The 24,130-nt window shown below is 66.4% G+C and carries 21 protein-coding genes; 8 read left to right on the forward strand and 13 right to left on the reverse strand.

Annotated elements, in window-relative coordinates; translation table 11 throughout:
• Positions 1–236 precede the first annotated feature (236 nt).
• Positions 237–878 (reverse strand): glutathione peroxidase, encoded by a 642-nt coding sequence (locus tag IEQ11_RS12985; protein WP_191820698.1) that lies wholly within the window; start codon positions 876–878, stop codon positions 237–239.
• Between the two features lie 136 nt (positions 879–1,014).
• Here IEQ11_RS12985 and IEQ11_RS12990 point away from each other — a divergent pair, with 136 nt between their 5' ends.
• The 7 genes from IEQ11_RS12990 to IEQ11_RS13020 all read left to right on the forward strand — a co-directional run bounded on the left by IEQ11_RS12990 (position 1,015) and on the right by IEQ11_RS13020 (position 6,336).
• Positions 1,015–1,509 carry a hypothetical protein gene (locus IEQ11_RS12990; RefSeq protein ID WP_036104169.1) on the forward strand — a complete coding sequence of 165 codons (495 nt, stop codon included), beginning with the start codon at positions 1,015–1,017 and terminating at the stop codon, positions 1,507–1,509.
• A 4-nt stretch (positions 1,510–1,513) separates the two neighbouring features.
• Positions 1,514–1,897, forward strand: a complete 384-nt coding sequence (locus IEQ11_RS12995; protein WP_036104172.1) for a GntR family transcriptional regulator — start codon at positions 1,514–1,516, stop codon at positions 1,895–1,897.
• On the forward strand, positions 1,894–2,778 hold the full coding sequence (locus tag IEQ11_RS13000; protein ID WP_036104174.1) for an ABC transporter ATP-binding protein: 885 nt from the start codon (positions 1,894–1,896) through the stop codon (positions 2,776–2,778). Before IEQ11_RS12995 ends, IEQ11_RS13000 begins: the two co-directional genes overlap by 4 nt.
• Positions 2,775–3,821, forward strand: coding sequence for an ABC transporter permease (locus IEQ11_RS13005; RefSeq protein ID WP_096414645.1), 1,047 nt, complete (start codon positions 2,775–2,777; stop codon positions 3,819–3,821). Before IEQ11_RS13000 ends, IEQ11_RS13005 begins: the two co-directional genes overlap by 4 nt.
• A 121-nt stretch (positions 3,822–3,942) precedes the next feature.
• Positions 3,943–4,719 carry a DUF4097 family beta strand repeat-containing protein gene (locus IEQ11_RS13010; RefSeq protein ID WP_191820699.1) on the forward strand — a complete coding sequence of 259 codons (777 nt, stop codon included), beginning with the start codon at positions 3,943–3,945 and terminating at the stop codon, positions 4,717–4,719.
• Positions 4,720–4,795: 76 nt separating this feature from the next.
• Positions 4,796–5,347, forward strand: coding sequence for a YggN family protein (locus IEQ11_RS13015; RefSeq protein ID WP_191820700.1), 552 nt, complete (start codon positions 4,796–4,798; stop codon positions 5,345–5,347).
• Between the two features lie 83 nt (positions 5,348–5,430).
• Positions 5,431–6,336, forward strand: a complete 906-nt coding sequence (locus IEQ11_RS13020) for a DUF6708 domain-containing protein (RefSeq protein WP_191820701.1) — start codon at positions 5,431–5,433, stop codon at positions 6,334–6,336.
• Positions 6,337–6,423: 87 nt separating this feature from the next.
• On the opposite strand, the gene yiaA is transcribed toward IEQ11_RS13020, so the two are convergent.
• Both yiaA and IEQ11_RS13030 read right to left on the reverse strand, forming a co-directional pair.
• Complete coding sequence (gene yiaA / locus IEQ11_RS13025) at positions 6,424–6,834, reverse strand: inner membrane protein YiaA (protein WP_096414649.1); 411 nt, start codon at positions 6,832–6,834, stop codon at positions 6,424–6,426.
• Positions 6,835–7,148: 314 nt separating this feature from the next.
• The gene (locus tag IEQ11_RS13030) at positions 7,149–7,889 is read right to left on the reverse strand and encodes a FadR/GntR family transcriptional regulator (RefSeq protein WP_228464396.1); all 741 of its coding nucleotides are present in this window, start codon (positions 7,887–7,889) and stop codon (positions 7,149–7,151) included.
• A 329-nt stretch (positions 7,890–8,218) separates the two neighbouring features.
• On the opposite strand from IEQ11_RS13030, the gene IEQ11_RS13035 reads away from it, so the two are divergent.
• Positions 8,219–10,435, forward strand: coding sequence for an alpha-galactosidase (locus tag IEQ11_RS13035; RefSeq protein ID WP_191820702.1), 2,217 nt, complete (start codon positions 8,219–8,221; stop codon positions 10,433–10,435).
• A 115-nt stretch (positions 10,436–10,550) separates the two neighbouring features.
• On the opposite strand, the gene IEQ11_RS13040 is transcribed toward IEQ11_RS13035, so the two are convergent.
• The 10 genes from IEQ11_RS13040 to IEQ11_RS13085 all read right to left on the reverse strand — a co-directional run bounded on the left by IEQ11_RS13040 (position 10,551) and on the right by IEQ11_RS13085 (position 23,791).
• Positions 10,551–11,444 carry an aldose 1-epimerase gene (locus IEQ11_RS13040; protein ID WP_191820703.1) on the reverse strand — a complete coding sequence of 298 codons (894 nt, stop codon included), beginning with the start codon at positions 11,442–11,444 and terminating at the stop codon, positions 10,551–10,553.
• Between the two features lie 24 nt (positions 11,445–11,468).
• Positions 11,469–11,729 (reverse strand): hypothetical protein, encoded by a 261-nt coding sequence (locus IEQ11_RS13045; protein WP_191820704.1) that lies wholly within the window; start codon positions 11,727–11,729, stop codon positions 11,469–11,471.
• Between the two features lie 44 nt (positions 11,730–11,773).
• Positions 11,774–13,336: a sodium:solute symporter family transporter gene (locus IEQ11_RS13050; protein ID WP_191820705.1), complete on the reverse strand. Its 1,563-nt coding sequence runs from the start codon at positions 13,334–13,336 to the stop codon at positions 11,774–11,776.
• Positions 13,337–13,450: 114 nt separating this feature from the next.
• The gene (locus IEQ11_RS13055) at positions 13,451–14,335 is read right to left on the reverse strand and encodes a 2-dehydro-3-deoxygalactonokinase (protein WP_191820706.1); all 885 of its coding nucleotides are present in this window, start codon (positions 14,333–14,335) and stop codon (positions 13,451–13,453) included.
• Complete coding sequence (locus IEQ11_RS13060; protein ID WP_191820707.1) at positions 14,332–15,249, reverse strand: SMP-30/gluconolactonase/LRE family protein; 918 nt, start codon at positions 15,247–15,249, stop codon at positions 14,332–14,334. Before IEQ11_RS13060 ends, IEQ11_RS13055 begins: the two co-directional genes overlap by 4 nt.
• Positions 15,250–15,266: 17 nt before the next feature.
• A complete protein-coding gene (gene dgoD / locus IEQ11_RS13065) occupies positions 15,267–16,415 on the reverse strand; it encodes a galactonate dehydratase (protein ID WP_036104198.1) in 1,149 nt (382 codons plus the stop codon).
• Positions 16,412–17,044: a 2-dehydro-3-deoxy-6-phosphogalactonate aldolase gene (locus IEQ11_RS13070; RefSeq protein WP_191820708.1), complete on the reverse strand. Its 633-nt coding sequence runs from the start codon at positions 17,042–17,044 to the stop codon at positions 16,412–16,414. Before IEQ11_RS13070 ends, dgoD begins: the two co-directional genes overlap by 4 nt.
• A gap of 11 nt (positions 17,045–17,055) precedes the next feature.
• The gene (locus tag IEQ11_RS13075; protein ID WP_191820709.1) at positions 17,056–17,835 is read right to left on the reverse strand and encodes an SDR family oxidoreductase; all 780 of its coding nucleotides are present in this window, start codon (positions 17,833–17,835) and stop codon (positions 17,056–17,058) included.
• Entirely contained in the window at positions 17,832–21,047 is a 3,216-nt protein-coding gene (locus tag IEQ11_RS13080; protein ID WP_228464398.1) for a glycoside hydrolase family 2 TIM barrel-domain containing protein, read from the reverse strand. The genes IEQ11_RS13075 and IEQ11_RS13080 overlap by 4 nt, the downstream gene beginning before the upstream one ends.
• Complete coding sequence (locus tag IEQ11_RS13085) at positions 21,047–23,791, reverse strand: TonB-dependent receptor (RefSeq protein WP_191820711.1); 2,745 nt, start codon at positions 23,789–23,791, stop codon at positions 21,047–21,049. Before IEQ11_RS13085 ends, IEQ11_RS13080 begins: the two co-directional genes overlap by 1 nt.
• Between the last annotated feature and the right edge of the window lie 339 nt (positions 23,792–24,130).

A 24,130-nucleotide genomic window follows, 5' to 3' on the forward strand; every position in this document is an offset into this window, starting at 1 on the left:
AAATCTCTGAATGTTCCAGGGGCGAACCCGGAGCGATGGATCGATACGCCGCGACCGGGCGTCAGCCCGACATTGTCGCGGGCCGGCGCTATGCCGGCAATGTTCCAGTGTGACGGCGGACAAGCCGCTAAGTTCCTGGCGACGAAAGGCGCGGACGCGGCGAAAACCCGACCGCGTGCGCAGATTCGCGCGCCTGTGCGCGCCTGCGATGGCGCGCGAGTGGCGATCCGCGCCGCTCAGGGCGACTTCTTCGCCGCCGCCGAGGTCGACGCCGAAGCCGCCCCGCCCTTCGCGCGCGGCGCGCCGAGCGCGCGCTCGATCGCCGCGACGATGCTGGGATCGTCCGGGGTGACCTTGCTGCCGTAACTCGCGATCAACTTGCCGTCGCGGCCGATCAGGTACTTGTGGAAATTCCACTTGGGCGCCTCGCCGGCGGCCTTGGCCAGGTCCTTGTACAGCGGCGTGGCTTGATCGCCGATCACGTGCACCTTCTCGAACATCGGGAACTTGACCCCGTAGGTCAGGGTGCAGAACTCCTGGATCTGTTTTTCGTCCTCGAACTCCTGGGCGCGGAAATCGCCCGACGGGAAGCCGAGCACGGCGAAACCCTTCGCCTTGTACTTGGACTGCAGGCCTTCCAGGGCCTCGAACTGCGGGGTGAAACCGCATTTGCTGGCGGTGTTGACCACCAGCACCACGTCGCCGCCATAGGCCTTGGCCAGATCGACCGGCACCTTGCCGGCCAGCGGACGGAAGCTGCGATCGAGCAAGCCGCCGCCGGCCGCGGCGGCGCTGCCGGCGGCCAGAACCAGGCACACCAGGACGGAAAGGCCGGCGATACGGGCCGGGCGCGGACGGGAAAGCGACGGGAGGGTCATCGGGGCGGGCTCGCAGGGGCGATGGGGACGGCGGGCGCCAAGTATGACTTCAGTTGGGTCAAGAGCGATTGACTCAACGTGCTTTGGTGTTATAGTTGCATACAACACCGGCCCACTAACGAGCAGGACGTTCAAGATGAACCGCAAGCTCCACAACTCGATTTCCGCCCTGATGGCCGCCGGCGGCGCCCTGGTGCTGGGCCTGGTGGTGATGATGCCGGTGCCCAATCCGGCGCTGGGCTCCCCGGCCGGCATGGCCGCGCTCGCCGCCGACGCCCCGGCCACCCGCCCGCTGGAACTCGACCTGGGCGTGGTCAAGGCCCAGATCGGCTTCGACCGCGCCTTCGTTGAACGCGCCAAGGCGCGCTCCAGCGATGTCGTCCAGGTCGCCCGCCGGATCGAGGCGCGCGCCCAGCAACTCGAAAGCAACACCAGCGCGGCCGGGATCGCCGCCTTCGCCGGCGGTCTGGCCAGCGAAGTCGCCGACCTGAGCGCGGTGGCCAACACCCTCGAATCCACCCCTGCCGCGGAGTCGGCAAGCAACGAAACCAAGCGCAAGGCCGGGACCGCCGCGCGTCGCAACCGACGGAATCTCGTGATGCCTTATTTCTCCTTCTTGTCGCGGGGCTGAACCCATGACCGCAATCCAATGGAGCGACGGCGCTCCGATCTATCGCCAGCTCAAGGAACGCGTCGTCGCGATGATGCTCGACGGCGTGCTCAAGCCCGGCGATGCCCTGCCCTCCGTGCGGCAGGTCGCCGCGGAATATCAACTCAATCCCATCACTGTCTCGCGCGCCTACCAGGAGTTGGCCGACGAGGCGTTGGTCGAAAAACGCCGAGGACTGGGCATGTACGTGACCGAAGAAGCTTCCAGGAAATTGCTCATGAACGAGCGCGAACGCTTCCTGCACGAGGAATGGCCGCTGGTCCTGGAACGCATCGCGCGATTGGGCCTGCGCACCGAGGAACTGCTCGGCGGCGTCAGCAACGGCAACGACAAGGCGGACGCACCATGACCAATGCCATCCACATCGATCCGGGCCACATCATCACCGCGCGCGGCCTGCGCAAGGTGTATCGCAACAAGCTCGCGCTCGACGACACCAGCTTCGACATCCCGGCCGGCCGCATCGTCGGCCTGATCGGCCCCAACGGCGCCGGCAAGACCACCGCGCTCAAGGCGGTGCTGGGACTGATCGCGTTCGACGGCGAACTGTCGGTGCTCGGCCGCGACCCGCGCACCCAGCGCGACGAACTGATGCGCGACGTGTGCTTCATCGCCGACGTGGCGGTGCTGCCGCGCTGGCTGCGGGTGCGCGAGGCGATCGACTTCGTCGCCGGCGTGCATCCGCGCTTCGACCGCGCCAAGTGCGAGCGCTTCCTGCACGGCACCCAGCTCAAGCCGGACCTGCGCGTTCGCGAAATGTCCAAGGGCATGATCGTGCAACTGCATCTGGCGCTGGTGATGGCGATCGACGCGCGCCTGCTGGTGCTCGACGAACCGACCCTGGGCCTGGACATCCTGTATCGCAAGCAGTTCTACCAGCGCCTGCTGGAGGATTACTTCGACGAGAACAAGACCATCATCATCACCACCCACCAGGTCGAGGAGATCGAACACATCCTCACCGACGTGATGTTCATCCGCGACGGCAAGATCGTGCTCGACTGCCCGATGGAACAGCTCAGCGACCGCTTCGTCGAAGTATTGGTCGACCGCGACAAGGCCGACCACGCCAAGATCCTCGGCCCGCTCGACGAACGCGCCCTGCCCTTCGGCAAGACCGTGATGCTGTTCGACGGCGTGCCGGCCGCGCAACTCAGCGGACTGGGCGAAACCCGCACGCCGGGCCTGGCCGACCTGTTCGTCGCCACCATGAAGGGGACCTACGCATGAATGCCACCCACGACGACCTCCAGGCCCCTCCCGCCGCCCGTCCGATGACCACGATCACGCCGCTGCAGACCTTCAAGATGCTGCTCAAGCGCGAATACTGGGAGCATCGCGGCGGCTTCGTATGGGGCCCGCTGATTGCCGGCGCGATCGCGATCGTGCTGGCGGTCATCACCGCGATCGGCCTGTCCGCGGCGTTCCACTACTACATCGGCAAGGGCGACGCGCACGGCGTCAACCTGGACTTCTCCAGCAAGGCCGAATCGGCCGGCCAGATCGGCGATCTCGCCCTGAGCGGCGGCCTGGCCATGGTGTTCATGGTGTTCGTGTTCGTGGTGTTCTTCTACGCCCTGGGCTCGATCTACGACGAACGCAAGGACCGCAGCATCCTGTTCTGGAAATCGCTGCCGGTCTCCGACACCCAGGCGGTGCTGTCCAAGCTGTTGTGGGCGCTGGTGCTGGCGCCGGTGCTGGCCGCGGCTATCGGTCTGCTGGTCGGACTGGTGCTGTGGGTCCTGGCCTGGTTGACCGCCGTGCTCAACGGCGTCGACGGCGCCTCGGCGATCTTCGTGCAGGCGCATCCGCTGCGTGTGGTCGCGCAGGTGCTGCTGTCGCTGCCGGTGTACGCCCTGTGGGCCCTGCCGACCGTCGGTTGGTTGATGTTGTGCTCGGCCTGGGCGCGCAGCGTGCCGTTCATCTGGGCGGTGGTGATTCCGCTGCTGGCCTGCGTGTTCATCGGCCTGGTCAACGTGTTCCTGGCGATCGTCACGCCCGACACCGGTTTCCCGGCGCTGCGTCTGGCCTACATCATCGGTTACCGCGGCTTGTTGAGCGTGGTCCCCGGCAGCTGGATGCTCAGTCCGCAGATCGCCAGCGACGCCCAGCGCGCCGCCGTCGACGGGCCGCAGGCATTGACCCAGTCGTCGATCGACTTCACCACCAACCTGCACGCCCTGACCACCATCGACCTGTGGGTCGGCGCGGTGATCGGCGCGGCGATGGTCTACGGCGCGATCCGTCTGCGCCGCTGGCGCGACGAAGGCTGATCGAGCGTCCGCCACCCGCCGCTCTCGCATGAGCGGTGGGTGGCCGGCTCTAACATCATCGATTGCAACCATCGCCGCTTCGCCCGCATCAAGACCTCGACCCTTTCATTCGGAGCACACGATGCGACACACCCTTCTTCTGCCGGCCGCCCTCGTGCTCGCCACGGCGAGCCTGCTGCCGCTCGCCGCCCAGGCCGGCGAACGCTGCGAACATTCGCAGCCGCGCAATCTGCAACTGGATCTGGCCGGGGTCAAAGCGGTGGTGTTCGAGATCGGCTCCGACGACCTGATCGTCACCGGCGCGCCAGGCGCCCGCGCCGCGGTCACCGGCCGGGCCTGCGCCTCGGACGCTGACGACCTGGCCGGCATGACCCTGGTGCAGACACGGGTCGGCGACAAGCTGGTGGTCCGCGCCGAGCATCGCTACAGCATCAACTTCGGATTCAACGGTTACCGCTACATGAAGCTGCAGGCCAGCCTGCCCGACAGCATGCGGGTCCAGCTCAAGCTCGGTTCCGGCGACGCCAGGATCGACAACGTGGCCGGGCTGAGCATCGACCTGGGCTCGGGCGATGTCGAAGCGCGCAACGTGCGCGGCGTGACCACCGCCGACATCGGTTCGGGCGATGTCGATCTCGAACGCATCGGCTCGCTGCAGGTGATCTCGGTCGGCTCGGGCGATCTCAAGGCCAAGCATATCGGCGGCGGCGCCAAGCTCGGCTCGATCGGTTCGGGCGACGTCGAACTGAGCCAGGTCGGCGGCACGGTCGAACTCGATCGCCTGGGCTCGGGCGATCTGGTCGTCGACGATGTGCGCGGCGATCTGACCGTGCGCAAGGTCGGCAGCGGCTCGGTCGCCCACCACGGCGTCAGCGGCCGCGTCGACGTAGACAAGTGAATACGTAACCCGTTATTTTGCGCGCGGTGTCGTGCCGCGCGCTTTCTTCCTCCGCACCATCTCTCGGAATCCCGCCATGAAGGCCATGAACGCTTCGCTGTCGCTGCTGTTGCCGGGCCTGCTCGCCGTGGCGCTCGCCGCCGGTTGTTCGCCGGCGCCGACCGCGCCGGCCGACGTGCACGGCTCGCCGCTGGGCTTCCTCAAGATCGACGACCAGCACGTGCAACTGCGCAACGGCAACGCGGTGGCGCGGATCGCCGCCGACGGCGCGCTCAGCATCGACGGCCGCGCGGTCGCCCTGACCGCCCCGCAGCAGGCGCTGAGCAAGAGCTACTACACCCACGCCACGGCGATCGGACTGGAAGGCGCGGCGATGGGCAAGGCCGGCGCGCAGTTGGCCGGCAAGGCCGTCAGCGGCGCGATCGAAGCCGCGTTCAAGGGCGGCGATCCCGATCAGGTCGGCAAGGACGTCGACGCGCAGACCGCGGAGCTGGAGAAGAAAGCCCAGGCCATGTGCATGCACGTCGCCGAGTTGCACACCACGCAACAGGCCCTCGCCGCCAGCCTGCCCGCGTTCAAGCCGTTCGCGCGTCTGGACGCGACCACGTCGCTGGATTGTCAGAAGTAATACCCGAACCCGCGCGCCTTGCGGCGATCGCGGCCGACCCGAATACTGCACGCCATTCGGGTCTGGACAAGGATCGATCGGCGATGGCGCAAGATCAGGGACGGCTGCTGCCGCCGGTGGAATATTGGTACGAGGATCAGCCGCGCGGCGACGCGCCGCCGCGCGAGGTGCCGTCGGCCAACGGCAATCTGCGCCACATCGACGCGAACTATCTGGAGCTGTCGCGCACCGAGGTCCTGATCAGGGGCATGGGGATTCTCGGCGGCTGCTTCGCGCTGGGTATTTTTGCCTACGGCCTGTTTCCGAGCTCATGGAGCCACTGGACCGTGTGGGACATCGCGCTGTCGATCGCCTCGGTCGGCGTGGTCGCGCTTGCGCTGTTCTGCGTTCGCCTGGACATCGCGGTGCCTTCCGATACGCCGGTGCGCTTCAATCGCGCCCGCGGCAAGATCTACATTTACGAACACACCTGGAAAGCCAATCCCTTCGTGCGCTGGCCGCACAGCATCAAGGTTTTCGACTGGGCCGATACCCACGCCGAGATCACCCGTCAGGCCGGTCGCAGCGTGCGTTACGCGTTGTTTCTCAGTCGCTGCAAGCCGGGCACGCTGGAAGTCGTCGATCGCATCCAGCTCGGCGGCCAGAGCATCGACGAAGCCCAGATGCGGCGCATGTGGGATTACTGTCGCGTCTACATGGAGCATGGCCCGGCGAACCTGCCGCCGCAGACGCCGCGGCTGGACGACGTCGATTTCCGCCGCAGCCTGTTCTTCTTCATGCCGTTCCTCGATCCGAGCGCGGAAGGCGCGGCCTGTCGCCAGCGCATGCACCTCATCGAATGGCTCGCCAGCCTGGCGTTGTTGCCGATGTTCTGGTTGCTGCTGCCGCTTGGCCTGATGCGCTACCTCGCCTTGCGCCTGGCGCCGAGGCCACAATGGCCGGCGGAACTGGACGCGCAATCGCGCGGCGCGCCGACGGCGGCCGCGTGACTGTTTGCCAGGCACGCGCCTGACAGGTGTCGGCCGCGGCGACACCGCGATCCAGCGCGGATCGCGGTGCGGAACGAGCGTTGCGGCTTACTCGTACTCGTCGGCCGTGCCGCTGTCGCGGGTGTTCTTCTGCACCGCGATAGCCGCGAACAGGCTCAGCGCGTAGGCCATGGCGTAAAAGCCTTTCTCGCTCAGGCTGATGCCGGCATTCCACAGGCCGATGCACAGCAACACCAGCGCGCTCATCACCGACGTCCAGGCCAGGCCGTAGTAGATGTTGGTGACCGGGATGCCTTCCATCCGGTCGCGCACCGCCTTTTGCACCGACACGGCCGCGAACAGGCCGTACAGCAGCAAGGTCAGGTAGTAACCCTTCTCGTTGAGCAGCATCTGCGTGTTCCACAGGCCGACCAGATAGGCCAGCGCGCCCAGCATGAGCGCGGTCCACGAAGCGCCGACGAAAGCCGCGGTCGGCTTATGGGAGATGGCACGGTTCATTTTGCTTCCTTGTCGAAAGTATCGGCTGACATAAGCCACTGTGCGCCGGCCCATGACGCGGCCGGCTTACCGTGCGAGCGCTCCCAGCTCGCGCCGCCACTATGCCGATTGCCGTGAACGCTGTCACCTGCGCATGGCGCCGTCGTCCGGCATCGAATGGCCGGACGTGACAGATGGCGAGGGTCTGTCTTTGACTCGGCCCGCGCTGCCGGCGCGCCATCGCTATCGCCCGGGCAGGCCGGACTTCGTCGCGACAGCGGTTCGATCGAACCGGGATCAGGCCGCGTGGCTTAGCGCCGCGCAGCGCTGCGAACTTATTTGCCGGATCGGACCGGCGCTTTGGTTACGCGCTTGCGCGGCTTGCCCTGATCGGCCTCGCGCGCCTGCGCATCGGCGATCAGCACCAGCACGTCGTTGATGATGCTCGACATCGTCGCGTGCGCGGCGACCGCATCGCCGGCCTTGATCGCATCGAGCACGCGCCGGTGCGCGGGAATGCTCGCGGTGTGGCCCTTGATGCGATTGGTCAGCTGGATCGAGATGCGCAGCGCGGTGTTCACCAGTTCGTGCAGTTGCACGTAGAACGGGTTGCCGGTGGCATCGAGGATGGCGACGTGGAAGGCGACATCGGAGGTCAGATGATCGTCCTCGCCGCGCTCGGCGGCGATCATCCGCTCCAGGCCGCGCTCGATGCCCTTGATCGCCTCGGCGTCGGCGCGGCGCGCGGCCAGGGCCGCGGCGGTGGGCTCGATGCCCAGCCGCATCTCGGTGAACGATTGCAGCAACTTGTAGGAGAACTTGCGCTCGAGCATCCAGCGCAGCACGTCGGCATCCAGCAGGCTCCAGCTGCGCTCGGGCTGCACCACGATGCCGCTGCGCGGGCGCGCCGACAGCATGCCCTTGGAGGTGAGCATCTTGATCGCTTCGCGGGTGACGCCGCGGCTGGTCGAATAGGCCTCGGAAATTTCCGCCTCGGTGGGAAAGCCGCTTTCGGCGAAACGGCCCAGCACGATTTCCCTGCCCAATGCATCGAGCAGCTGTTCCGTCAGCGTCATGCGGCCGCTCAACTGCGATCGTCCGGCGGACTCGATAGGAGGCATCTTCCGAAATGCTCGATGTGGGGTGGGTACGATATTCGCGACGCCGAACCGTTCCGGCAAGCACCCAGGCCTTGTTCGCGGACACGATAGCACGCGACCCGACATCGGCAGACGCGCGGATGCGCGGGTTTCCGGTTCGTCTCGCCGACTCGCCTGGCCCGATTCCGACGCCGACGCTCGCGTGATCCGCGGCGCAAGCGCGACGCGAGGGCGACGGTCGCGGCCGGGTCGACATCGCTATATTTGTATGATAAATACGATAATGATCAGACGGAGGGGTCTGCATGGGTTCGTTCCTGCTTCGCGCCGCGGGCGGCGCGGCGTTCATCGTGTTGTGCTCGCTTCCCGATTTGGCGCGGGCGTCGGTGGTTTTCGATGCGCAGACCCGGGTCTTTCGCCTCGACGGCGGCCAGGTCACCTACGCCTTCGGCATCAACGAGGTCGGCCAGTTGCAGGCCGTGCACTGGGGCGGACGGCTCGCCGCCGGCGATCCGCTCGGCCCGGTCAAGGCCTTGCCCGGCCACGCCAGCTTCGATCTGTCCGCATCGGTCACGCCGCAGGAATTTCCGGCCCAGGGCGGCGGCATCTATAGCGAGGTCGCGCTCAAGCTCGCGTATGCCGATGGCAATCGCGACACCGTGCTGCGCTACGTCTCGCATCGCATCGAAGGCGATGCCCTCGTCATCAAGATGAAGGACATCGCCGCGCCGCTGCAGGTGAGTCTGCGCTACACCATCGATGCGGACACCGGCGTGGTCGGGCGTTCGGCCTCGATCGAGAATCAGGGCGACACGCCGGTGCGCATCGATCAGGCCGCGTCGGCCTCCTACACCCTCGCGCCCCAGAGCGACTACCGCCTGCATCACCTCACCGGCCGCTGGATCGGCGAATGGACCTTGCAGCAGCGCCCGGTCACCGAAGGCGCGACCGTGCTGGAAAGCCGGCGCGGCTCCACCGGTCAGCAGAACACGCCGTGGTTCGCGATCGACCGCGACGGCATGTCGACCGAAGAAAACGGGCCGGTGTGGTTCGGTGCGCTGGCGTGGTCGGGATCGTGGCGGATCAGCATCGACAAGGATCAGCTAGGTGCGGTGCGCGTGGTCGGCGGCTACAACCCTTACGATTTCGCCTACCGCCTCGCGCCCGGCGAAACCCTGGATACGCCGGTGTTCTACGCCGGCTATTCCGAACGCGGCATGGGCGGCGCCTCGCGCCTGATGCATCGTTTCCAGCGTGAACACATCCTGCCCGGCAACGGCAAGCCGCGGCTGCGTCCGGTGCTCTACAACAGTTGGGAAGCCACCGAGTTCGCGGTCGACGAAGCCGGCCAGATGGCCCTGGCCGAGAAAGCCGCGCGAATCGGCGTGGAGCGTTTCGTCATGGACGACGGCTGGTTCGGCGCGCGCAACAGCGACAAGGCCGGCCTGGGCGATTGGACCGTCAATCCGAACAAATTCCCGAACGGACTCAAGCCGCTGATCGACAAAGTGCATGGCCTGGGCATGGAGTTCGGGCTGTGGGTCGAGCCGGAAATGGTCAACCCCGACAGCGATCTGTACCGCGCGCATCCGGACTGGGCGATCCAGTTTCCCGGCCGTCCGCTGACGCCGGCGCGCAATCAGCTGGTGCTCAATCTCGCCCGGCTCGATGTGCGCGATCACTTGTTCAAGGTGCTCGACGAGCTGGTCACCCGCAACGATATCCAGTTCCTGAAATGGGATTACAACCGCAACTGGTCCGAACCGGGCTGGTCGCAACTGGCGCCGGAAGACCAACCCAAGCTCTACGTCGAGTACGTGCGTAATCTGTACTGGATCCTGGCCGAGCTGCGCCGCAAGCATCCGAAGCTGGAGATCGAATCGTGTTCGGGCGGCGGCGGCCGCGTCGACATGGGCGTCATGGCCTTCACCGATCAGGTGTGGCCGTCGGACAACACCGATCCCTACGACCGGCTGAGCATGCAGGACGGTTTCAGCCACGCCTATGCGCCGGCGGTGATGATGGCCTGGGTGACCGATTCGCCGAACTGGGTCAACAAGCGCGAGACCTCGCTGGACTATCGCTTCCTGTCGTCGATGCAGGGCGGCCTGGGCATCGGCGCCAATCTCAATCATTGGAAGGACGCAGATTTCGCCACGGCCAAACGCATGGTCGAGGCGTACAAGGGCATCCGCCGCACCGTGCAGCAAGGCGATCTGTACCGGCTGCTGTCGCCGTGGGACGGCGGCCGCCGTTCGGCCACGCTGTCGGTTTCGCGCGATCAAAAGCAGGCGGTGTTGTTCGCGTTCTTGCATAGCGGGACCAAGGCGCTGCCGGATCCGGCGATCCGTTTGCGCGGGCTTGATCCGGGCAAGCGCTATCGCATCGCGCGCGTGGGTGGCGGCGAGCGGCCTGAATCAGCGCCGATTGAAGCCAGTGGCGCGTACTGGATGGAGCATGGGGTGCCGGTGAGTTTGCGCGGCGACTTTCAGGCGGCTGCGTATGTGTTCGAGGCGAAGTGACGGGCGGCTCGGTACGTAACGGCATTCGCGCCTTTGGCGCTCGGGCCCTCACCCCTGCCCTCTCCCGCCTTGCGGGAGAGGGAGCTCGTCGGCTTTCGAATGGCGTCGATAGCCGCTAATTCGGCTCGCATTCGATAGCGGTAAAACGAAAACGCCGCTGCACACGCGCTCCGGGCGCCAGCGCGGTCATGCCGTGTGCGAGCGCGCCGCCGGGCAGATGGACCGCGTCGATCGCGTGATCGACCGGTTCGAAGCAGAAGAAGTCCGCGCCCACCGGCGTGTACAGCACGAAGCGGTCGACGTCGCTGTCGATATCCAGCCCCAGTCGGCGACGCGGCCAGCGGATGCTCGCCCGGCCCGACCAACCGACGAAACCGTGATCGACGCAATCGGCGGGCAGCACGCGCGCGTCGTCGAATCGCCAGTGTTCGGGAATGTCGGCCAGCTCGGTCGGCAAAGGCGTGCGGCCATCGTTGAGCCAGACCCGATCCGCCGGCGCGCGCAGACGGGTGTCGGCGTCGCGCGGAAAGAACGGGTGCAGACCCAGTCCGAACGGCAGGCTCGCCAGGCCGATGTTGACCACGCTGAGCGACACCTCCAGCGCGCGTTCGCGCAGCCGGTAACGCAGGTTCGCGCGATAGCGATAGTCGCGAGCCGAGGTTTCGTCCAATGTCAGCAAGGCCTCGTCCGCGGCGGCGTAGGCGACGCGCCAGGCGCGTTGCCAGCCGCTGCCGTGAATCGGCCAGGGCTCGTCGTCGCGGTTGCGCGGCAAGTCGATGCGGCGTCCGTCGAACTCGAAGCCATCGTCGGAGATGCGGTTCGACCATGGCAGCAACGGATAGCAGGTCAATCGGTTGGAGTCAGGAACGACACCGTCCGGCGACGGCGCGAACGGGCTGGGACGCATCAGCGGCGCCAGTCGGCCATCGATGACGGCGTCCAGACCGAGCAGAGCGCCGCCCCACTCGGGCGCGATCCGCGCGCGCAAACCGGCGCTGGCCAGCATCATCGCCTGCACCGCCGTGCGCGCCGGTCAGCGCGCGCCGATCCGGTACGTCGCGGCGGCAGGCGGCGCCAACGAGCCGTCGCCCGGATGCTGTTGACGGCTCAACAGATCGCGCACCGCGTATTGCCTGGACGTGTCCAGATCCATTTCGGTCCGGCGGTGCGTCGATTCCCAATTGTTGAAACTCCTGCGCGGCGTAGCTGCCAGCGCGCTTGTGTCCGACGCCCACGCGGGCAGCTGACTCGACCCCAGGATCATGACGACAGCGAACGCAAACAGCTTGCTCAAACGCGTGGATCGCATGCGAATTCTCCCGGGAAGATCGACCGCCATCACCAGAACACGGCGTACAACACGGCCACTATCACCACCACGATGAGCGCACCGAGGTTGAAACTGGTCGGGGTGCGGTAACTCACGTCGTCGGTGCGGATCAGATCGCTGCCGGTCCGTGTCTTGCTCAACAGCGACACCACCACCGCCAGCACCAGCGCCAGCAGGAATACCACGCCGACGCGATTCATGAACGGATAGTCCGGCCACATCACCCGCACCGCGATCGACAGCAGCACCGATCCGATCGCCGCGGCCAGCGCGCCGGCTTCGTTGGCGCGTTTCCAGAACAGGCCCAGCAGGAAGATCACGGTAATGCCCGGAGTGAAGTAACCGGTGAAATCCTGGATGTACTGGAAGGCCTGATCGAAACTGCCGAGCAAAGGCTTGGCCGCGAGCATGCCCAGCGCCACCGCGATCAGCGAGGCGACGCGGCCGACCCGAACCAACGTCGCCTCGTCCTGATCCGGACGCAGCTTGGCGTAGAAATCCAGGGTGAAGATGGTCGCCACCGAATTGATCTTGGACGCCAGCGACGCCATGATCGCCGCGATCAAGGCCGCGAACACCAGGCCGAGCACGCCGGTCGGCAGCAGACCCATCATGGTCGGATAGGCCTGATCGGGCTTGCTCAAGCCCGGCGCCAGCACCACCGCGGCGATGCCCGGAATCACCACGATCACCGGCACCAGCAACTTCAGGAACGCGGCGAACAGCACGCCCTTCTGCGCCTCGGCGATGTCCTTGGCCGCCAGTCCGCGCTGGATGATGTATTGATTGAAGCCCCAGTAGCTGAAATTCATGATCCACAAACCGCCGAGCAACACGCCCAGGCCCGGCAGATCCTTGTAGTAGGGATTGTCGCGGCTCAGGATCATGTGGAAACGCTCGGGCTGGACCTCCAGCAGGTGTCGGAAACCGGCGATCACGCCCTGCCCGTCGCCGATGCGGTTCAAGGTCAGCGCGGTGATCATCAGCCCGCCGAGCACCAGCAGCGACACCTGCACGATGTCGGTCAGCGCCACCGCCTTGAGCCCGCCGTAGACCTGATACGCCAGGGCGAAACCGCCGAGCAGCAGCAAGGCGTAGATCTGGTCCATGCCGGTGACCTGGCTGACCGCGATCGAGCCCAGCCACAGGATCGAGGTGAGATTGACGAACACATACAGGATCAACCAGAACACCGCCATGACGATGCGGATGGTGCGGCCGTAACGGTTCTCCAGGAACTGCGGCATGGTGTAGATGTTGTTGCGCAGGAACACCGGCAGGAAGAACTTGCCGACGATCAGCAAGGTCAGCGCGGCCATCCATTCGTAGGATGCGATCGCCAGGCCCAGCGCATAGCCCGAGCCGGACATGCCGATGATCTGCTCGGCGGAGATGTTGGCCGCGATCAGCGACGCGCCGATCGCCCACCACGGCAGGGACTTGCTGGCCAGGAAATAATCCTGCGCGTTCTTGCGGTGTCCCTGTTTCTCCCGCGACACCCACTGCGCCAGCAAAAAGATCCCGGCCAGATAGCCCAACACGATCACGACATCCAATGCGGACAGCATCATTCGCCTCTCTCTTCCTGGGTCCGGCGATGCGGCCTGCCGGTGATTGACTGCGAAACCACGGAAACCACGAAAAACTAGATTCGCGCACGGCCGCGGCCGCGACGCGACGGATCGTCACGCCATCGGCAGACCGCGCTGTCGCGCCAGCGCATACAGGCCGCGCGCGGACACCTGCTCGTCGTGTACCTGCACGCGATGACCGCGACGGGTCAGCGCGGTCGTGTAAGGCTCCAGCAAGGCCGGCGGCGCGATCAGATGCACGCTCTGCGCCGACGCCGGCAGCCCGCGCAGCTCATGGCCGATCAACAGGCCGGACAGGAACGAGCGCAACGCCGAGGCCGGCAACACGTCGAACAAACCGTGCGTGCGCACCGCGAACAGATGCTCGATCAGATCGCCATCCAGGACGGCATGATCCAGCCCTCTGGCGAAGCCTGGCGCATCGTGCGGCCCGGGCTGCATCAGACGGCCGAGGATGCTGTGCTGGCTCAACACCTGGAACAGTTCGCCGGTCATGGCGGTGGAGAAATCGCGGATGCGGCCGTCGTCGATACGCAGATGCTTGCAGTGGGTGCCGGCCAGGCAGGCCAGATGCGAACCGGGTCCGAGCCGGTCGAGCAATCCGCAGATCTGAGTCTCTTCGCCGCGCATCACATCGTGGACGCCGTCGGCATGAACCACGCTCAGGCCCGGCGCGATCCACAGCTCGCGGTCGCGCAGAACCGACGATTCGATCCGGCGCATGCCCTGGGCGATCTCGTCCAGCCCCGCCGGACACGCCACATAAGCGACCTCGTGCCAGCCTTGGCGGCTGCCGACCATGCCGGCCATCGCCACGACCCGTTCGTCCCAACCCCGCACGACGTCCTCGAGCACCGCTTCGAAACGGCCGGCGGATGCGAGCACGCCCTGATCGGAGCGGCGCGCGTCGATCACCTGCCCCCGCGGATCGAGCCGGAACGCGCGCAGGCTGCTGGTGCCCCAATCGATCGCGATCATCGGTCGTCGAACCTCGCTTCGGCCAGCCCGCGCACGCCCGGCACCGAAGCGACGAACACGCCGCCCGCCTCGGGCTGCAGGTCCAATTCGGCGTCGTCGAGTTCGTCGCGCGCGGTGCTGATGTAGATCCGATCCAGCGCGGGGCCGGCGAAACTCAGGCAGCTGACGTTCGAGGTCGGCACCTGCACGCTGCGATCGATATGGCCGTCGCGGGCGTAACGGACCACGCGGCCGGCGCCCCAATGCGCGCTCCACACTTGGCCGTCGCGATCCACCGTCGCGCCGTCGGGAGAAGCGGGTGCGTCCACCCGCGCGAACACCCGCGGCTCGCCCACCCTCGCCGTCTCGCTGTCGTAGGCCGCGCGCATGATCCGGCCGCTGCGCGAATCGCAGTAATACAGGCCGCGCCCGTCCAGGTCGAAACACAGGCTGTTGGGAATCGCCACGCCGGGCAAGTCCAGCACGCGCAGGCCGTGGCTCAGCGAATACTGATGGAACCGGCCGATCGGCAGGCGCCGCGGATCTTCGTTGAGCGTGCCGAACACGAAGCGGCCGTTGCGGTCGGCGCGGCCGTCGTTGATGCGCAGCGTCGGCTGGTCCGCATCGACCGGCACCAAGGCCTGCACCGGCAGATCCTCGGCATGCTCGGCCTGACTCGGGTCGGCGAAGTACAGGCCTTTCGCCAATCCCAGCAGCAATCGGCCCGATTCGCACAGCGCGAACGATCCCAGTCGATCCGGCAAACGCCAATGCCGTACCTGTCCGCTCTGCGGCCGGTAGCGCCACAAGCGCGCGGCATGGATGTCGGTCCACCACAGCGCCTGCTCGCGTTCGCACCACAGCACGCATTCGCCGAGCCGGCAGCGGCTGTCGACGGCCAGCGTCGCCACGGATTCGTGCGCGGACTCATGCATCGGCGCGACCATCGCCCTCACCACTCCGCCACGCTCCCGTCGGCGTGGCGCCACAGCGGGTTGCGCCAGTCCGACACTTCGCGGCTGCGTTCGATCACCCGCGCCTCGTCGATTTCCAATCCCAGTCCGGGCAATACGAACGGACGCACCGAGCCCTGCTCCATCGCGAAGGCGTCCTTGTTGACGATGTAATCGAGCAGTTCGCCGTCGGCGTTGTAATGGATGCCGATGCTCTGCTCCTGCAGCACCGCGTTCCAGCTGGCGAAGTCCACGTGCAGGCACGCGGCCAGCGCGATCGGACCCAGCGGGCAATGCGGCGCCAGCGCGACATCGTAGGCTTCGGCCATCGCGGCGATCTTCATGCATTCGCTGATGCCGCCGGCATGCGACAGATCGGGTTGCACGATCGCCAGGCCGCCGGCATGCAGCACGTTCTTGAATTCGAAGCGCGAATACATGCGCTCGCCGGCCGCGAGCGGAATGGCGGTCTGCGCGGCCAGGCGCGGATAGTATTCGGCCTGTTCGGCCAGCACCGGTTCTTCGATGAACAACGGCCGGTAGGGTTCGAGTTCGCGGATCAAGGTCTTCGCCATCGGCCAGCCGACCCGGCCGTGGAAGTCCAGGCCGAACTCGATGCTGTTGCCGAACACGGCGCGGATCTCGGCGACCTTGGCCACCGCCGCGTCGATCGCGCGGCCGGTGTCGAGCAGGCCGAGTTCCTCGCAGGCATTCATCTTGAACGTATCGAAACCCAAGGCAAGGCGATCGCGGATCTGCGCGATGATGTCGGCCGGTCGATCGCCGCCGACCCAGCAATACGTCTTCATGCGATCGCGCACCAGACCGCCGAGCAGCTGATACACCGGCACGCCCAAGGCCTTGCCCTTGATGTCCCACAAGGCCTGGTCGATGCCGGCGATGGCGCTCATGAACACCGCGCCGCCGCGGTAGAAACCGCCGCGGTACATCGTCTGCCAATGGTCGTTGATGCGCGCCGGATCCTGGCCGATCAGCTGTTCGCCGAGCTCGGCGACGGCCGCTTCGACCGTGCGCGCGCGGCCTTCCACCACCGGTTCGCCCCAACCCACGAGGCCTTCGTCGGTCTCGATCTTGAGGAACATCCAGCGCGGGGCGACGCGGTAAGTGCTGAGTCGGGTGATTTTCAAGGGCGCGCGCTCTGGTAGGCATCGACAAAAAGACCGCCGCGTTCGCGGGTGAGCGCGGGCGATTGACCGGGGGTGTACAGATCGCTGCCTAGTCCGGCGCCGACGCAGCCGGCTTGCAGGAAACCGGCGAGGTTGTCGGGGGTGACGCCGCCGACGGCGAACAGCGGCACCTGCGGCGGCAATACCGCCTTGATCGCGCGCACGTAAGCCGGGCCGAAGTGGCTCGCCGGAAACAGCTTGAGTGCCTGCGCGCCCGCGGCCAGCGCGGCGAAGGCTTCGCTGGGCGTGGCGAAACCGACGGCGCAGGTCAGGCCGCGCTGCACCGCATGGCCGATCACCGCGACATCGGTGTTCGGCGTGACCATCAATCGCGCGCCGGTCGCGGCCAACGCATCCACGTCGGCCGGGTTCAACACGGTGCCCGCGCCGATCACCGCGCGCTCGCCGGCGATGGCGAGGGCGAGTTCGACGCTGCGCAGCCATTCGGGCGAGTTGGTCGGGATCTCGATCAGGCCGATTCCGGCGTCGATCAACGCCAGCACATGCGCTTCGACCTCGGCCGGCGCGATGCCGCGCAGGATCGCGATCAAGGGACGCCGGGCGCTCCAGTCCACGGACGATTCAGTCATGGGCGCGGTGATCATTCGTGATACAGCTGGGTGCGCCCGCCATCGATGACGATGTCGGTGGCGTTGATGAAACGCGCCTCGTCGCTGGCGAGGAACAAGGCGGTGTAGGCCACCTCGTCGGGTTCGCCGATCCGCCGCGGCGGCAGCAGCTCGGTCTGGCGGCGGCGCGCGGCCTCGGGATCAGGCTGCGACGACAGCCAGCGCTCGATGCGATCGGTCAGGATCAATCCGGGCGAAATCGAATTGAACCGCAGGCCATGCGCCGCGTACTCCAGCCCCAGCGCCTTGGTCAGCCCGATCAGCGCGTGCTTGGCGACCGGATACGGGAACGCGCCGGGGATGATCTTGTGGCCATGCACCGAGGCGATGTTGACCACCGATCCGCGCCCGTGTTCGAGCATGATCGGCAACGCGGCGCGGCTGAAATTCCAGGCGCCGCCGAGGTTGATCGCCAGATTGCGCCACCAGTCGTCCGGCGCCAGGGTCAGCGGATCGCCGAACACGTCCACGCCGGCGTTGTTGATGACGGCATCGATGGTGCCGAACGTCTGCGCGGCGCGGTCGACGAAGGCCGCGACCGCATCGGCGTCGGCGACATCGCCGGCGACGAACAGTTCGCAGGCCGAGGTCCGCCCCGCTGGCGGCGGCGCGCGATCGTAACCGGCCACGCGCGCGCCGTGCTCGACGAACAATCGGGCGATCGCCGCGCCGATGCCGTTGGACGATCCGGAGACCAGGACCGATTTTCCGGCCAGACGTTGCCCGGGTACGGAGGGAGTGCGGTCGCTCATCGATTCGCCTCGGTGCCGGCCTGGACCGGCGTTATGCGGAACTGGTAGCGCGAAGGCGCCACCGGAATACGGTACTGCGAATGCGGCTGGCCGACCTTGCTCCACGAATCGTCGCCGCCCAGGCCGATCTGGCGTTCGTCGATCATCAGCGAGACGTGCTCGCGCGCGACGATGTCGCTGCTGTGCGCCTGCCCGATCGGCTTGCGGTCCAGATCGTCGTACGGGAAGGCCAAGGCATTGACCGACAACGGCTTGGCGCCGGTCACCCGGATGCCGACGCCGTCCTTGGCGCTCAGCGTGAGCCAGCGCACATCGACCTTGTTGCCGGTTTCCTGCGGGCGGATGTAGTCGTGGTTCTGCTCGGCGATCTTGCCGGCATACACGCCGATCTCGGCGCCGGTGTAGCGATCGGCGTAGCTCTCGTGCGGGCCGCGGCCGTACCAGCTCAGCTCGGTGACGCGGCTGGGCATGGTGAACATCAGCCCCAGGCGCAAGGGATCGGGCAAGCCGGCGTACAAGGGCTTGAACTCGCCGGTGACGTCGACCGAACCGTCGCGCGCCATCGCGTAATCGACCGTGTACTGCACGTCCGGCGCGGCGGTATCGCCGCCGATATCGAACGCCACCCGCACGCGCGCGCCGCCGTCGCCCTCGCGTTGCACCTGCACGACGCGGACACGGCGGGTTTGCGACAGCGGTTTCCAGATCTGATGGCTGGCGTAGACGCCGGTGCCGATGTCGTTGTCGGTGGGCGCGCGCCAGAAATTCGGCGCGCCGCCTTGCAGCAGGGCTTGATCGTTATAGGCGTAGCGCTGGATCAGGCCGGTGGCGCGATCGATGCGCAGTTCGACGCCGGCGGCACGCAGGGTCGCGGCCTGCGCCGTATCGCTGACCGCGACTTCGGCACCCGAACCCGCGATGGCCGGCAATGACGGCGGCGGCGACAAGGCGAACTGTTCCCACGCCACCACATGCCCGGCCGGCACCAGCGGCACCGTGTCGGCGCGGGTGCGCGCGCGCAATGTCAGCAGGTATTCCGCGCCGGGGCGCTTGGTCAGCGGCGGCACAGCGAAGTCGACCGTCTGGCTGCCGTCGGCGGGCGTGGACAAGGCCGGCCCCTTGCCTTCGCGCACGATCCGGCCGTTCTCGCGCAGTTGCCAGTCGAAATCGAAACCGCTCAGATCGATGAAGTTATGCCGGTTGCGCACGGTGAAACGGCCGGCCGCGGCGTCCACGGCTTCGAACTGGATCGGCCCGTAAACCTTGCTCAACTCGTGCAGATGCGGGTTGGGCGTGCGATCGGGTTGCAGCAGGCCATCGCCGAATTCGATCGCCTCCGCGCCGGACGGATTGGGGCCGTAATCGGCGCCATAGGCCCAGTACGCGCGGCCGTCGTCGCTGCGCTTGAGCATGCTCTGGTCGACCCAGTCCCAGATGAAACCGCCCTGCAGCCGGTCGTGAGCGTAGATCGCATCCCAGTACAGCTTCAGGCCGCCCAGGCTGTTGCCCATCGCGTGCGCGTATTCGCACAGGATCAGCGGCTTGCCCGCGAACTCCGGATGGGTCGCGTAATCGACGATGCGATCGGCCGGGTCATACATCGGCGCGTAGAAATCCACGTAGGGTTCGGGCAGGTGCTGGGCATACAGGGTGCCGTGGCCGAGGTAGCTCACCAGCCGCGTGGTGTCGTGCGTGTGCAGCCAGTTCGCCGCGTTGGCGAAGTTCGGCCCGGTGCCGGCTTCGTTGCCCAGCGACCAGAAGATGATCGAAGGATGGTTCTTGTCGCGCTCCATCATGCGCTGGACCCGCTCCAGATGCGCGCGCTCCCAGCGCGGGTCGTAGCCCAGCTGGACCTGGTCGCGCGGCCGCATACCCTCGTCGCCCTTCTGCATGTAGCCGTGCGATTCGATATTGGCCTCGTCCATCACGTACAGGCCGTACTCGTCGGCCAGCGCGTACCAAAGCTCGGCGTTGGGATAGTGCGAGGTGCGCACCGCGTTGACGTTGTTGAGCTTCATCAACTCGATGTCGCGCCGCATCGAGGCCTCGGAGATCACATGAAAGGTCACCGGGTCATGCTCGTGCCGATTGACCCCGCGGATCTTGATCGGCTTGCCGTTGACCCGCACCAGGCCGCCGGACACCTCGACCGTGCGAAAACCGATCTTGACCGCGCTGGCCTGCACCAGACGGCCGCCGGCATCGTGCAGCTCCAGCAGCAAGGTGTAGAGGTTCGGCGTTTCCGCGGTCCACGGGCGCACGCCTTCGATCGTGCCCGCCAGATTCAGCGTGCGTGGTTTCGACGACGGCTCGACCGCCGCCTCGCGCGTCAGCACGACGCGGTCGCCATCGAGCACGCTGGCCTTGACCCGGCTCGCCGCGGCGTTGCCGGTGACGCTCAGGTCCAGATTCAGTTCGCCGTTGCGATAACTCTTGTCCAAAGTGGTGCGGGCGAAGAAATCGCGCAGCCAGGTGCTCGGCGCGGCGAGCAGATAGACATCGCGCTCGATACCGCTGACCCGCCAGAAATCCTGATCCTCCAGATAGCTGCCGTCGGACCAGCGATACACCTGGATCGATACGTTGTTGGCGCCGGCGCGCAGATGGCGGGTGATGTCGAATTCGGCCGGCAGCTTGGAGTCCTCGCTGTAACCGACCTGCTTGCCGTTCACCCACACGTAGTACGCCGCGCCGGCCGCGCCGATGTGCAACAGCACCTGACGCCCATCCCACCCCTGCGGCACGGTGAAATCGCGCCGATAGGATCCGACCGAATTGATCGCGTGCGGAATAAAGGGCTGATTGGCCGGAAACGGATAGGTGATGTTGTTGTACAGCGGCTGGCCGTAGCCCTGCGCCTGCCACATCGACGGCACCGGAATGGTCTTCCAGGCCGATACGTCGAACTCGTCGCGATAGAAATCCATCGGCCGCTGGTCGACGCTCGGCGCGAACGCGAAGCGCCAATCGCCGTTGAGGTCGAGGAAGTAACGCGAATCGGCGATTCGACCGGCACGCGCGAGCTGCACCGACTCGAACGGGAACGAGGTGGCGCGCATCGGTTCGCGATCGATCGCGTTGACCTCCGGACGCTCCCATTCGGCCACCTGCGTGGACGCCTGCGGCGCGGGCGCCGCCTGCGCCCCCGCCAGGGCGCACAACGCCAGCAGCACGAACAGACCGCGACCGACGCGACGGATGGGCGTGCGCATCACCATGATCCACGGATACCGAAGGACAGCGCGCGGCCGTTCGCCGCGACCCACTGCGGACGGCTTTCGTAGCGCGAATACGCCGCTTCGGTCTCGTCGTTGACGTTGGTGGCCTCGGCGAATAGCGAAACGTTGTCGTTGAGCTTGAAATTGGCGCTCAGATCGATCTGCCCATACGGCTTGACCGTGGTCGGCTCGCCCTGCGATCCGCGCACCGCCGAGAGGTATTCGTCGCGCCAGTTGTAGGCCGCGCGGAAACCGACCCGGCCCTTTTCGTAGAACACGATCAGATTGCCCGAATTGGCCAGGCCCACCACCGCGAACTGACCGGTGGCGATGGACGGATCGAAGCTCTGCTTGCTGTCGACGTAGGTGTAGTTGGCCTGCAGGCCCAGGCCGTCGAACGGCGCCGGCAGCCGGTCGAAGGTGTACTGGAACGACAGCTCGGCGCCCTTGACCACGGCGGTATTGGCGTTGACCGGCAGGGTTTCCATGAACGGATAGCCCTGGATCGTGGTCGGCCGGGTCACGTTGGTGACGAAGTTCTCGACCTTCTTGTAGAAGCCCGCCAGGCCTAGGTAACTGGTGTCGTTGAAGTACCACTCCGCGCCCAGATCGTAGTTGCGCGCCTTGTAGGGCTTGAGATCGATGTTGCCGGTGTTGATCGACCCCGGGCCCGGCGGACGCACGCCGATGTCTTCGCTGATGCGCAGGCTGGTCAGGGTCGGCCGGGTCAGGGTGTCGGACGCCGACGCGCGCAGCACCACGTTCTCGCGCAGATTGATGCGGAAGTTCAACGACGGCAGCCAGTCGTTGTAGCTGGCGCTGCGCGAGATCGGAATCGGCGGAGTGAAATGCACCTGGGCGTTGGTCGGATCGCCCGGCGTGCCGGTGATCGATTCCACCTGCGAGGACACCGCGCGCGAAACCGCATCGGTCTTGACGAAGCGGATGCCCAGGTTGAGCGTCCACGGCATGTCGTAAAAGGTATTTTCGAGTGTGGCCTGGGCAAACGCCGCGTACGACTTCTCCTCCACCAGCCATTGGCTTTGCGGCACCGGCATCGCCCTGAAGCCGCCGTATTTCTGCAAGGCATCGGCGATGCGCTGGGCGCGGCCGGGATCGTTGGGATCGTAGAACTCGCCGCCCGGCGCGAACTGGTTGTACGCCGCCGGGCTCGACAGGAAGTCGAAGTAGCGCTGCGGATCGAAGGTCAGCCACTGGGTCGGCGCGCCGGTGGAGACGCCGTTCACCAGCGAGCCGGCATTGAACACGCTGGCCAGTTCGCTCGGCAGCCGCACCGCATAACCGCAGTACGCGCAGTTCAGATCGCTGTCGGAGGTGCGCACGGTGACGCTGTCCTTGGTCCGCTTGGAGCCGGAGATGCCGAACTGCAACTGCGACAAGGTGCCTTCGATGAAGTTGCGGGTCAGGCTGACCTTGCCTTCGTACAGCTCGTCGCTGCGGTTGTCGCCCTCGCGGTCGACGAAATGCGCGCGCAGGTCGGAGGTGTCGGTGGTCGGCAACAGATTGGAATAGCTCGGAAACGCGCCGGGATTGAGACTCCAGGTCGGATTCACGCCGACATTGCGCGCGCCCATCACCATGAAATAGCCCTTGCCGCCGCTGTTTTCCTCGGCCTTGGAATAGGAGCCGTCGAAGTCCAGCGAGGTCTGCTCGCCGACCTGCCAGGCGACGTTGACGCCGAGCTGTTGGTTGACGGAGTTGCGCGGGCTCGACGAGACGATGTGATCGTTGGCCAGCCCGCCGGTGTTGCGGCGGACGAACGAAGTGGCGGTGCCGTTGGCATCGACGCTGGCCTGCTGGACGTCGGCGGGGTCGGTGTACAGGCCGAAGGCGTTGACCTTCGAATCGATCTCGTACTTGGAGTACATGGCGTCCACGCCCACCCGCACGTTCTCGCTCGGCAGCCAGTCGATCGCCGCGTTCACGCCGGTGCGGGTGCGCTGTTCCTGGTTGACCTTGTATTGCAGGGTGCGCGGCACGGCGACGTTGTTCAGGCCGCTCACGCCGTTGATGCCGTTGCCGCCGGTCAACCAGCCTTCGTCGTCGATCACCTCGCTGGTGTGATCGCGCTGGTAGCGCACCACCCCGAGCAAGGCGCCGAAGGTGCCGTCGGCGTTGGTGTCGCTGATCAGGCCGGAGAACTTAGGCTTGGTTTCGCCCGACAGGCTGTCGCGCACGGCCGACACGCTGCCGGCGACGTGCAGGCCCTTATCGTCGAGCGGACGCCGGGTCTTGATGTTGACCGTCGCGCCGATGCCGCCTTCGCTGAGATTGGCCTGCGAGGTCTTGAACACCTCGGCGGTGCTGATCAGTTCCGACGGCAGCACGTCGAAGCTGAATTCGCGCCCGGCGTTCTCGGTCGCCATGGTCCGGCCGTTGAGCAGCACGGTGTTGAACTCCGGCCCGAAGCCGCGCACGGTGATGAAGCGCGATTCGCCGCCGGAGCGGTCCACCGATACGCCGGCGATGCGCTGCAGCGAGTCGGCGACGTTCTGATCGGGGAACTTGCCCACGTCCTCGGCCGACACCGCATCGACGGTGCCGATGGCGTCCTGCTTGAGCGCCTGCGATTTCTGGATGCTCGCGCGGGTGCCGCTGACCACCACCGCGCCGAGCGTGGTCGGGTCTTTGTCGGCGCTTTCGGCCGCCGCGGCGGTCGGCGCATCGGCGGATTGCTGCGCTTGCGCGGCCTGGGCGACGACGGCGGACATCGCCATCGTGACCATCAGCGCGTTGCGGACACGAAGTGCGTTACGAACGGAAACGGTCAGTGCTGATTGATGCATTACCCTGCCCCGGCTGAACAGCGACATTGGCTGTTGATTGACGATCGACCGGACCTCGCCCCCGCTCGGTCCCTCCCTGCGCGACCGCCCCGGCTGAGCCGGTCGGTCGTGCTGTCCTATTTGTAGGATAAATAGTATTTATGGGATCAATGCCGATGCAAGCTGCACCGCAGCATGGAGTGCGCCGTGCTTGGCCGGTGCCGCGATTCGGGGAACATGACTCGACGCGTTGACGTGATCTAAGTCATCGACTCGACGCTGATACACGCT

Origin of the sequence: Lysobacter capsici (assembly GCF_014779555.2) — a bacterium.
Classification (GTDB): domain Bacteria; phylum Pseudomonadota; class Gammaproteobacteria; order Xanthomonadales; family Xanthomonadaceae; genus Lysobacter; species Lysobacter capsici.

What these genes read in the sequence shown, in the direction of transcription:
- IEQ11_RS12985 (WP_191820698.1), bottom strand. Translation starts at nt 878, where the DNA reads ATGACCCTCCCGTCGCTTTCCCGTCCGCGCCCGGCCCGTATCGCCGGC.
- IEQ11_RS12990 (WP_036104169.1), top strand. Translation starts at nt 1,015, where the DNA reads ATGAACCGCAAGCTCCACAACTCGATTTCCGCCCTGATGGCCGCCGGC.
- IEQ11_RS12995 (WP_036104172.1), top strand. Translation starts at nt 1,514, where the DNA reads ATGACCGCAATCCAATGGAGCGACGGCGCTCCGATCTATCGCCAGCTC.
- IEQ11_RS13000 (WP_036104174.1), top strand. Translation starts at nt 1,894, where the DNA reads ATGACCAATGCCATCCACATCGATCCGGGCCACATCATCACCGCGCGC.
- IEQ11_RS13005 (WP_096414645.1), top strand. Translation starts at nt 2,775, where the DNA reads ATGAATGCCACCCACGACGACCTCCAGGCCCCTCCCGCCGCCCGTCCG.
- IEQ11_RS13010 (WP_191820699.1), top strand. Translation starts at nt 3,943, where the DNA reads ATGCGACACACCCTTCTTCTGCCGGCCGCCCTCGTGCTCGCCACGGCG.
- IEQ11_RS13015 (WP_191820700.1), top strand. Translation starts at nt 4,796, where the DNA reads ATGAAGGCCATGAACGCTTCGCTGTCGCTGCTGTTGCCGGGCCTGCTC.
- IEQ11_RS13020 (WP_191820701.1), top strand. Translation starts at nt 5,431, where the DNA reads ATGGCGCAAGATCAGGGACGGCTGCTGCCGCCGGTGGAATATTGGTAC.
- yiaA (WP_096414649.1), bottom strand. Translation starts at nt 6,834, where the DNA reads ATGAACCGTGCCATCTCCCATAAGCCGACCGCGGCTTTCGTCGGCGCT.
- IEQ11_RS13030 (WP_228464396.1), bottom strand. Translation starts at nt 7,889, where the DNA reads ATGACGCTGACGGAACAGCTGCTCGATGCATTGGGCAGGGAAATCGTG.
- IEQ11_RS13035 (WP_191820702.1), top strand. Translation starts at nt 8,219, where the DNA reads ATGGGTTCGTTCCTGCTTCGCGCCGCGGGCGGCGCGGCGTTCATCGTG.
- IEQ11_RS13040 (WP_191820703.1), bottom strand. Translation starts at nt 11,444, where the DNA reads ATGATGCTGGCCAGCGCCGGTTTGCGCGCGCGGATCGCGCCCGAGTGG.
- IEQ11_RS13050 (WP_191820705.1), bottom strand. Translation starts at nt 13,336, where the DNA reads ATGATGCTGTCCGCATTGGATGTCGTGATCGTGTTGGGCTATCTGGCC.
- IEQ11_RS13055 (WP_191820706.1), bottom strand. Translation starts at nt 14,335, where the DNA reads ATGATCGCGATCGATTGGGGCACCAGCAGCCTGCGCGCGTTCCGGCTC.
- IEQ11_RS13060 (WP_191820707.1), bottom strand. Translation starts at nt 15,249, where the DNA reads ATGCATGAGTCCGCGCACGAATCCGTGGCGACGCTGGCCGTCGACAGC.
- IEQ11_RS13070 (WP_191820708.1), bottom strand. Translation starts at nt 17,044, where the DNA reads ATGACTGAATCGTCCGTGGACTGGAGCGCCCGGCGTCCCTTGATCGCG.
- IEQ11_RS13075 (WP_191820709.1), bottom strand. Translation starts at nt 17,835, where the DNA reads ATGAGCGACCGCACTCCCTCCGTACCCGGGCAACGTCTGGCCGGAAAA.
- IEQ11_RS13080 (WP_228464398.1), bottom strand. Translation starts at nt 21,047, where the DNA reads ATGCGCACGCCCATCCGTCGCGTCGGTCGCGGTCTGTTCGTGCTGCTG.
- IEQ11_RS13085 (WP_191820711.1), bottom strand. Translation starts at nt 23,791, where the DNA reads ATGGCGATGTCCGCCGTCGTCGCCCAGGCCGCGCAAGCGCAGCAATCC.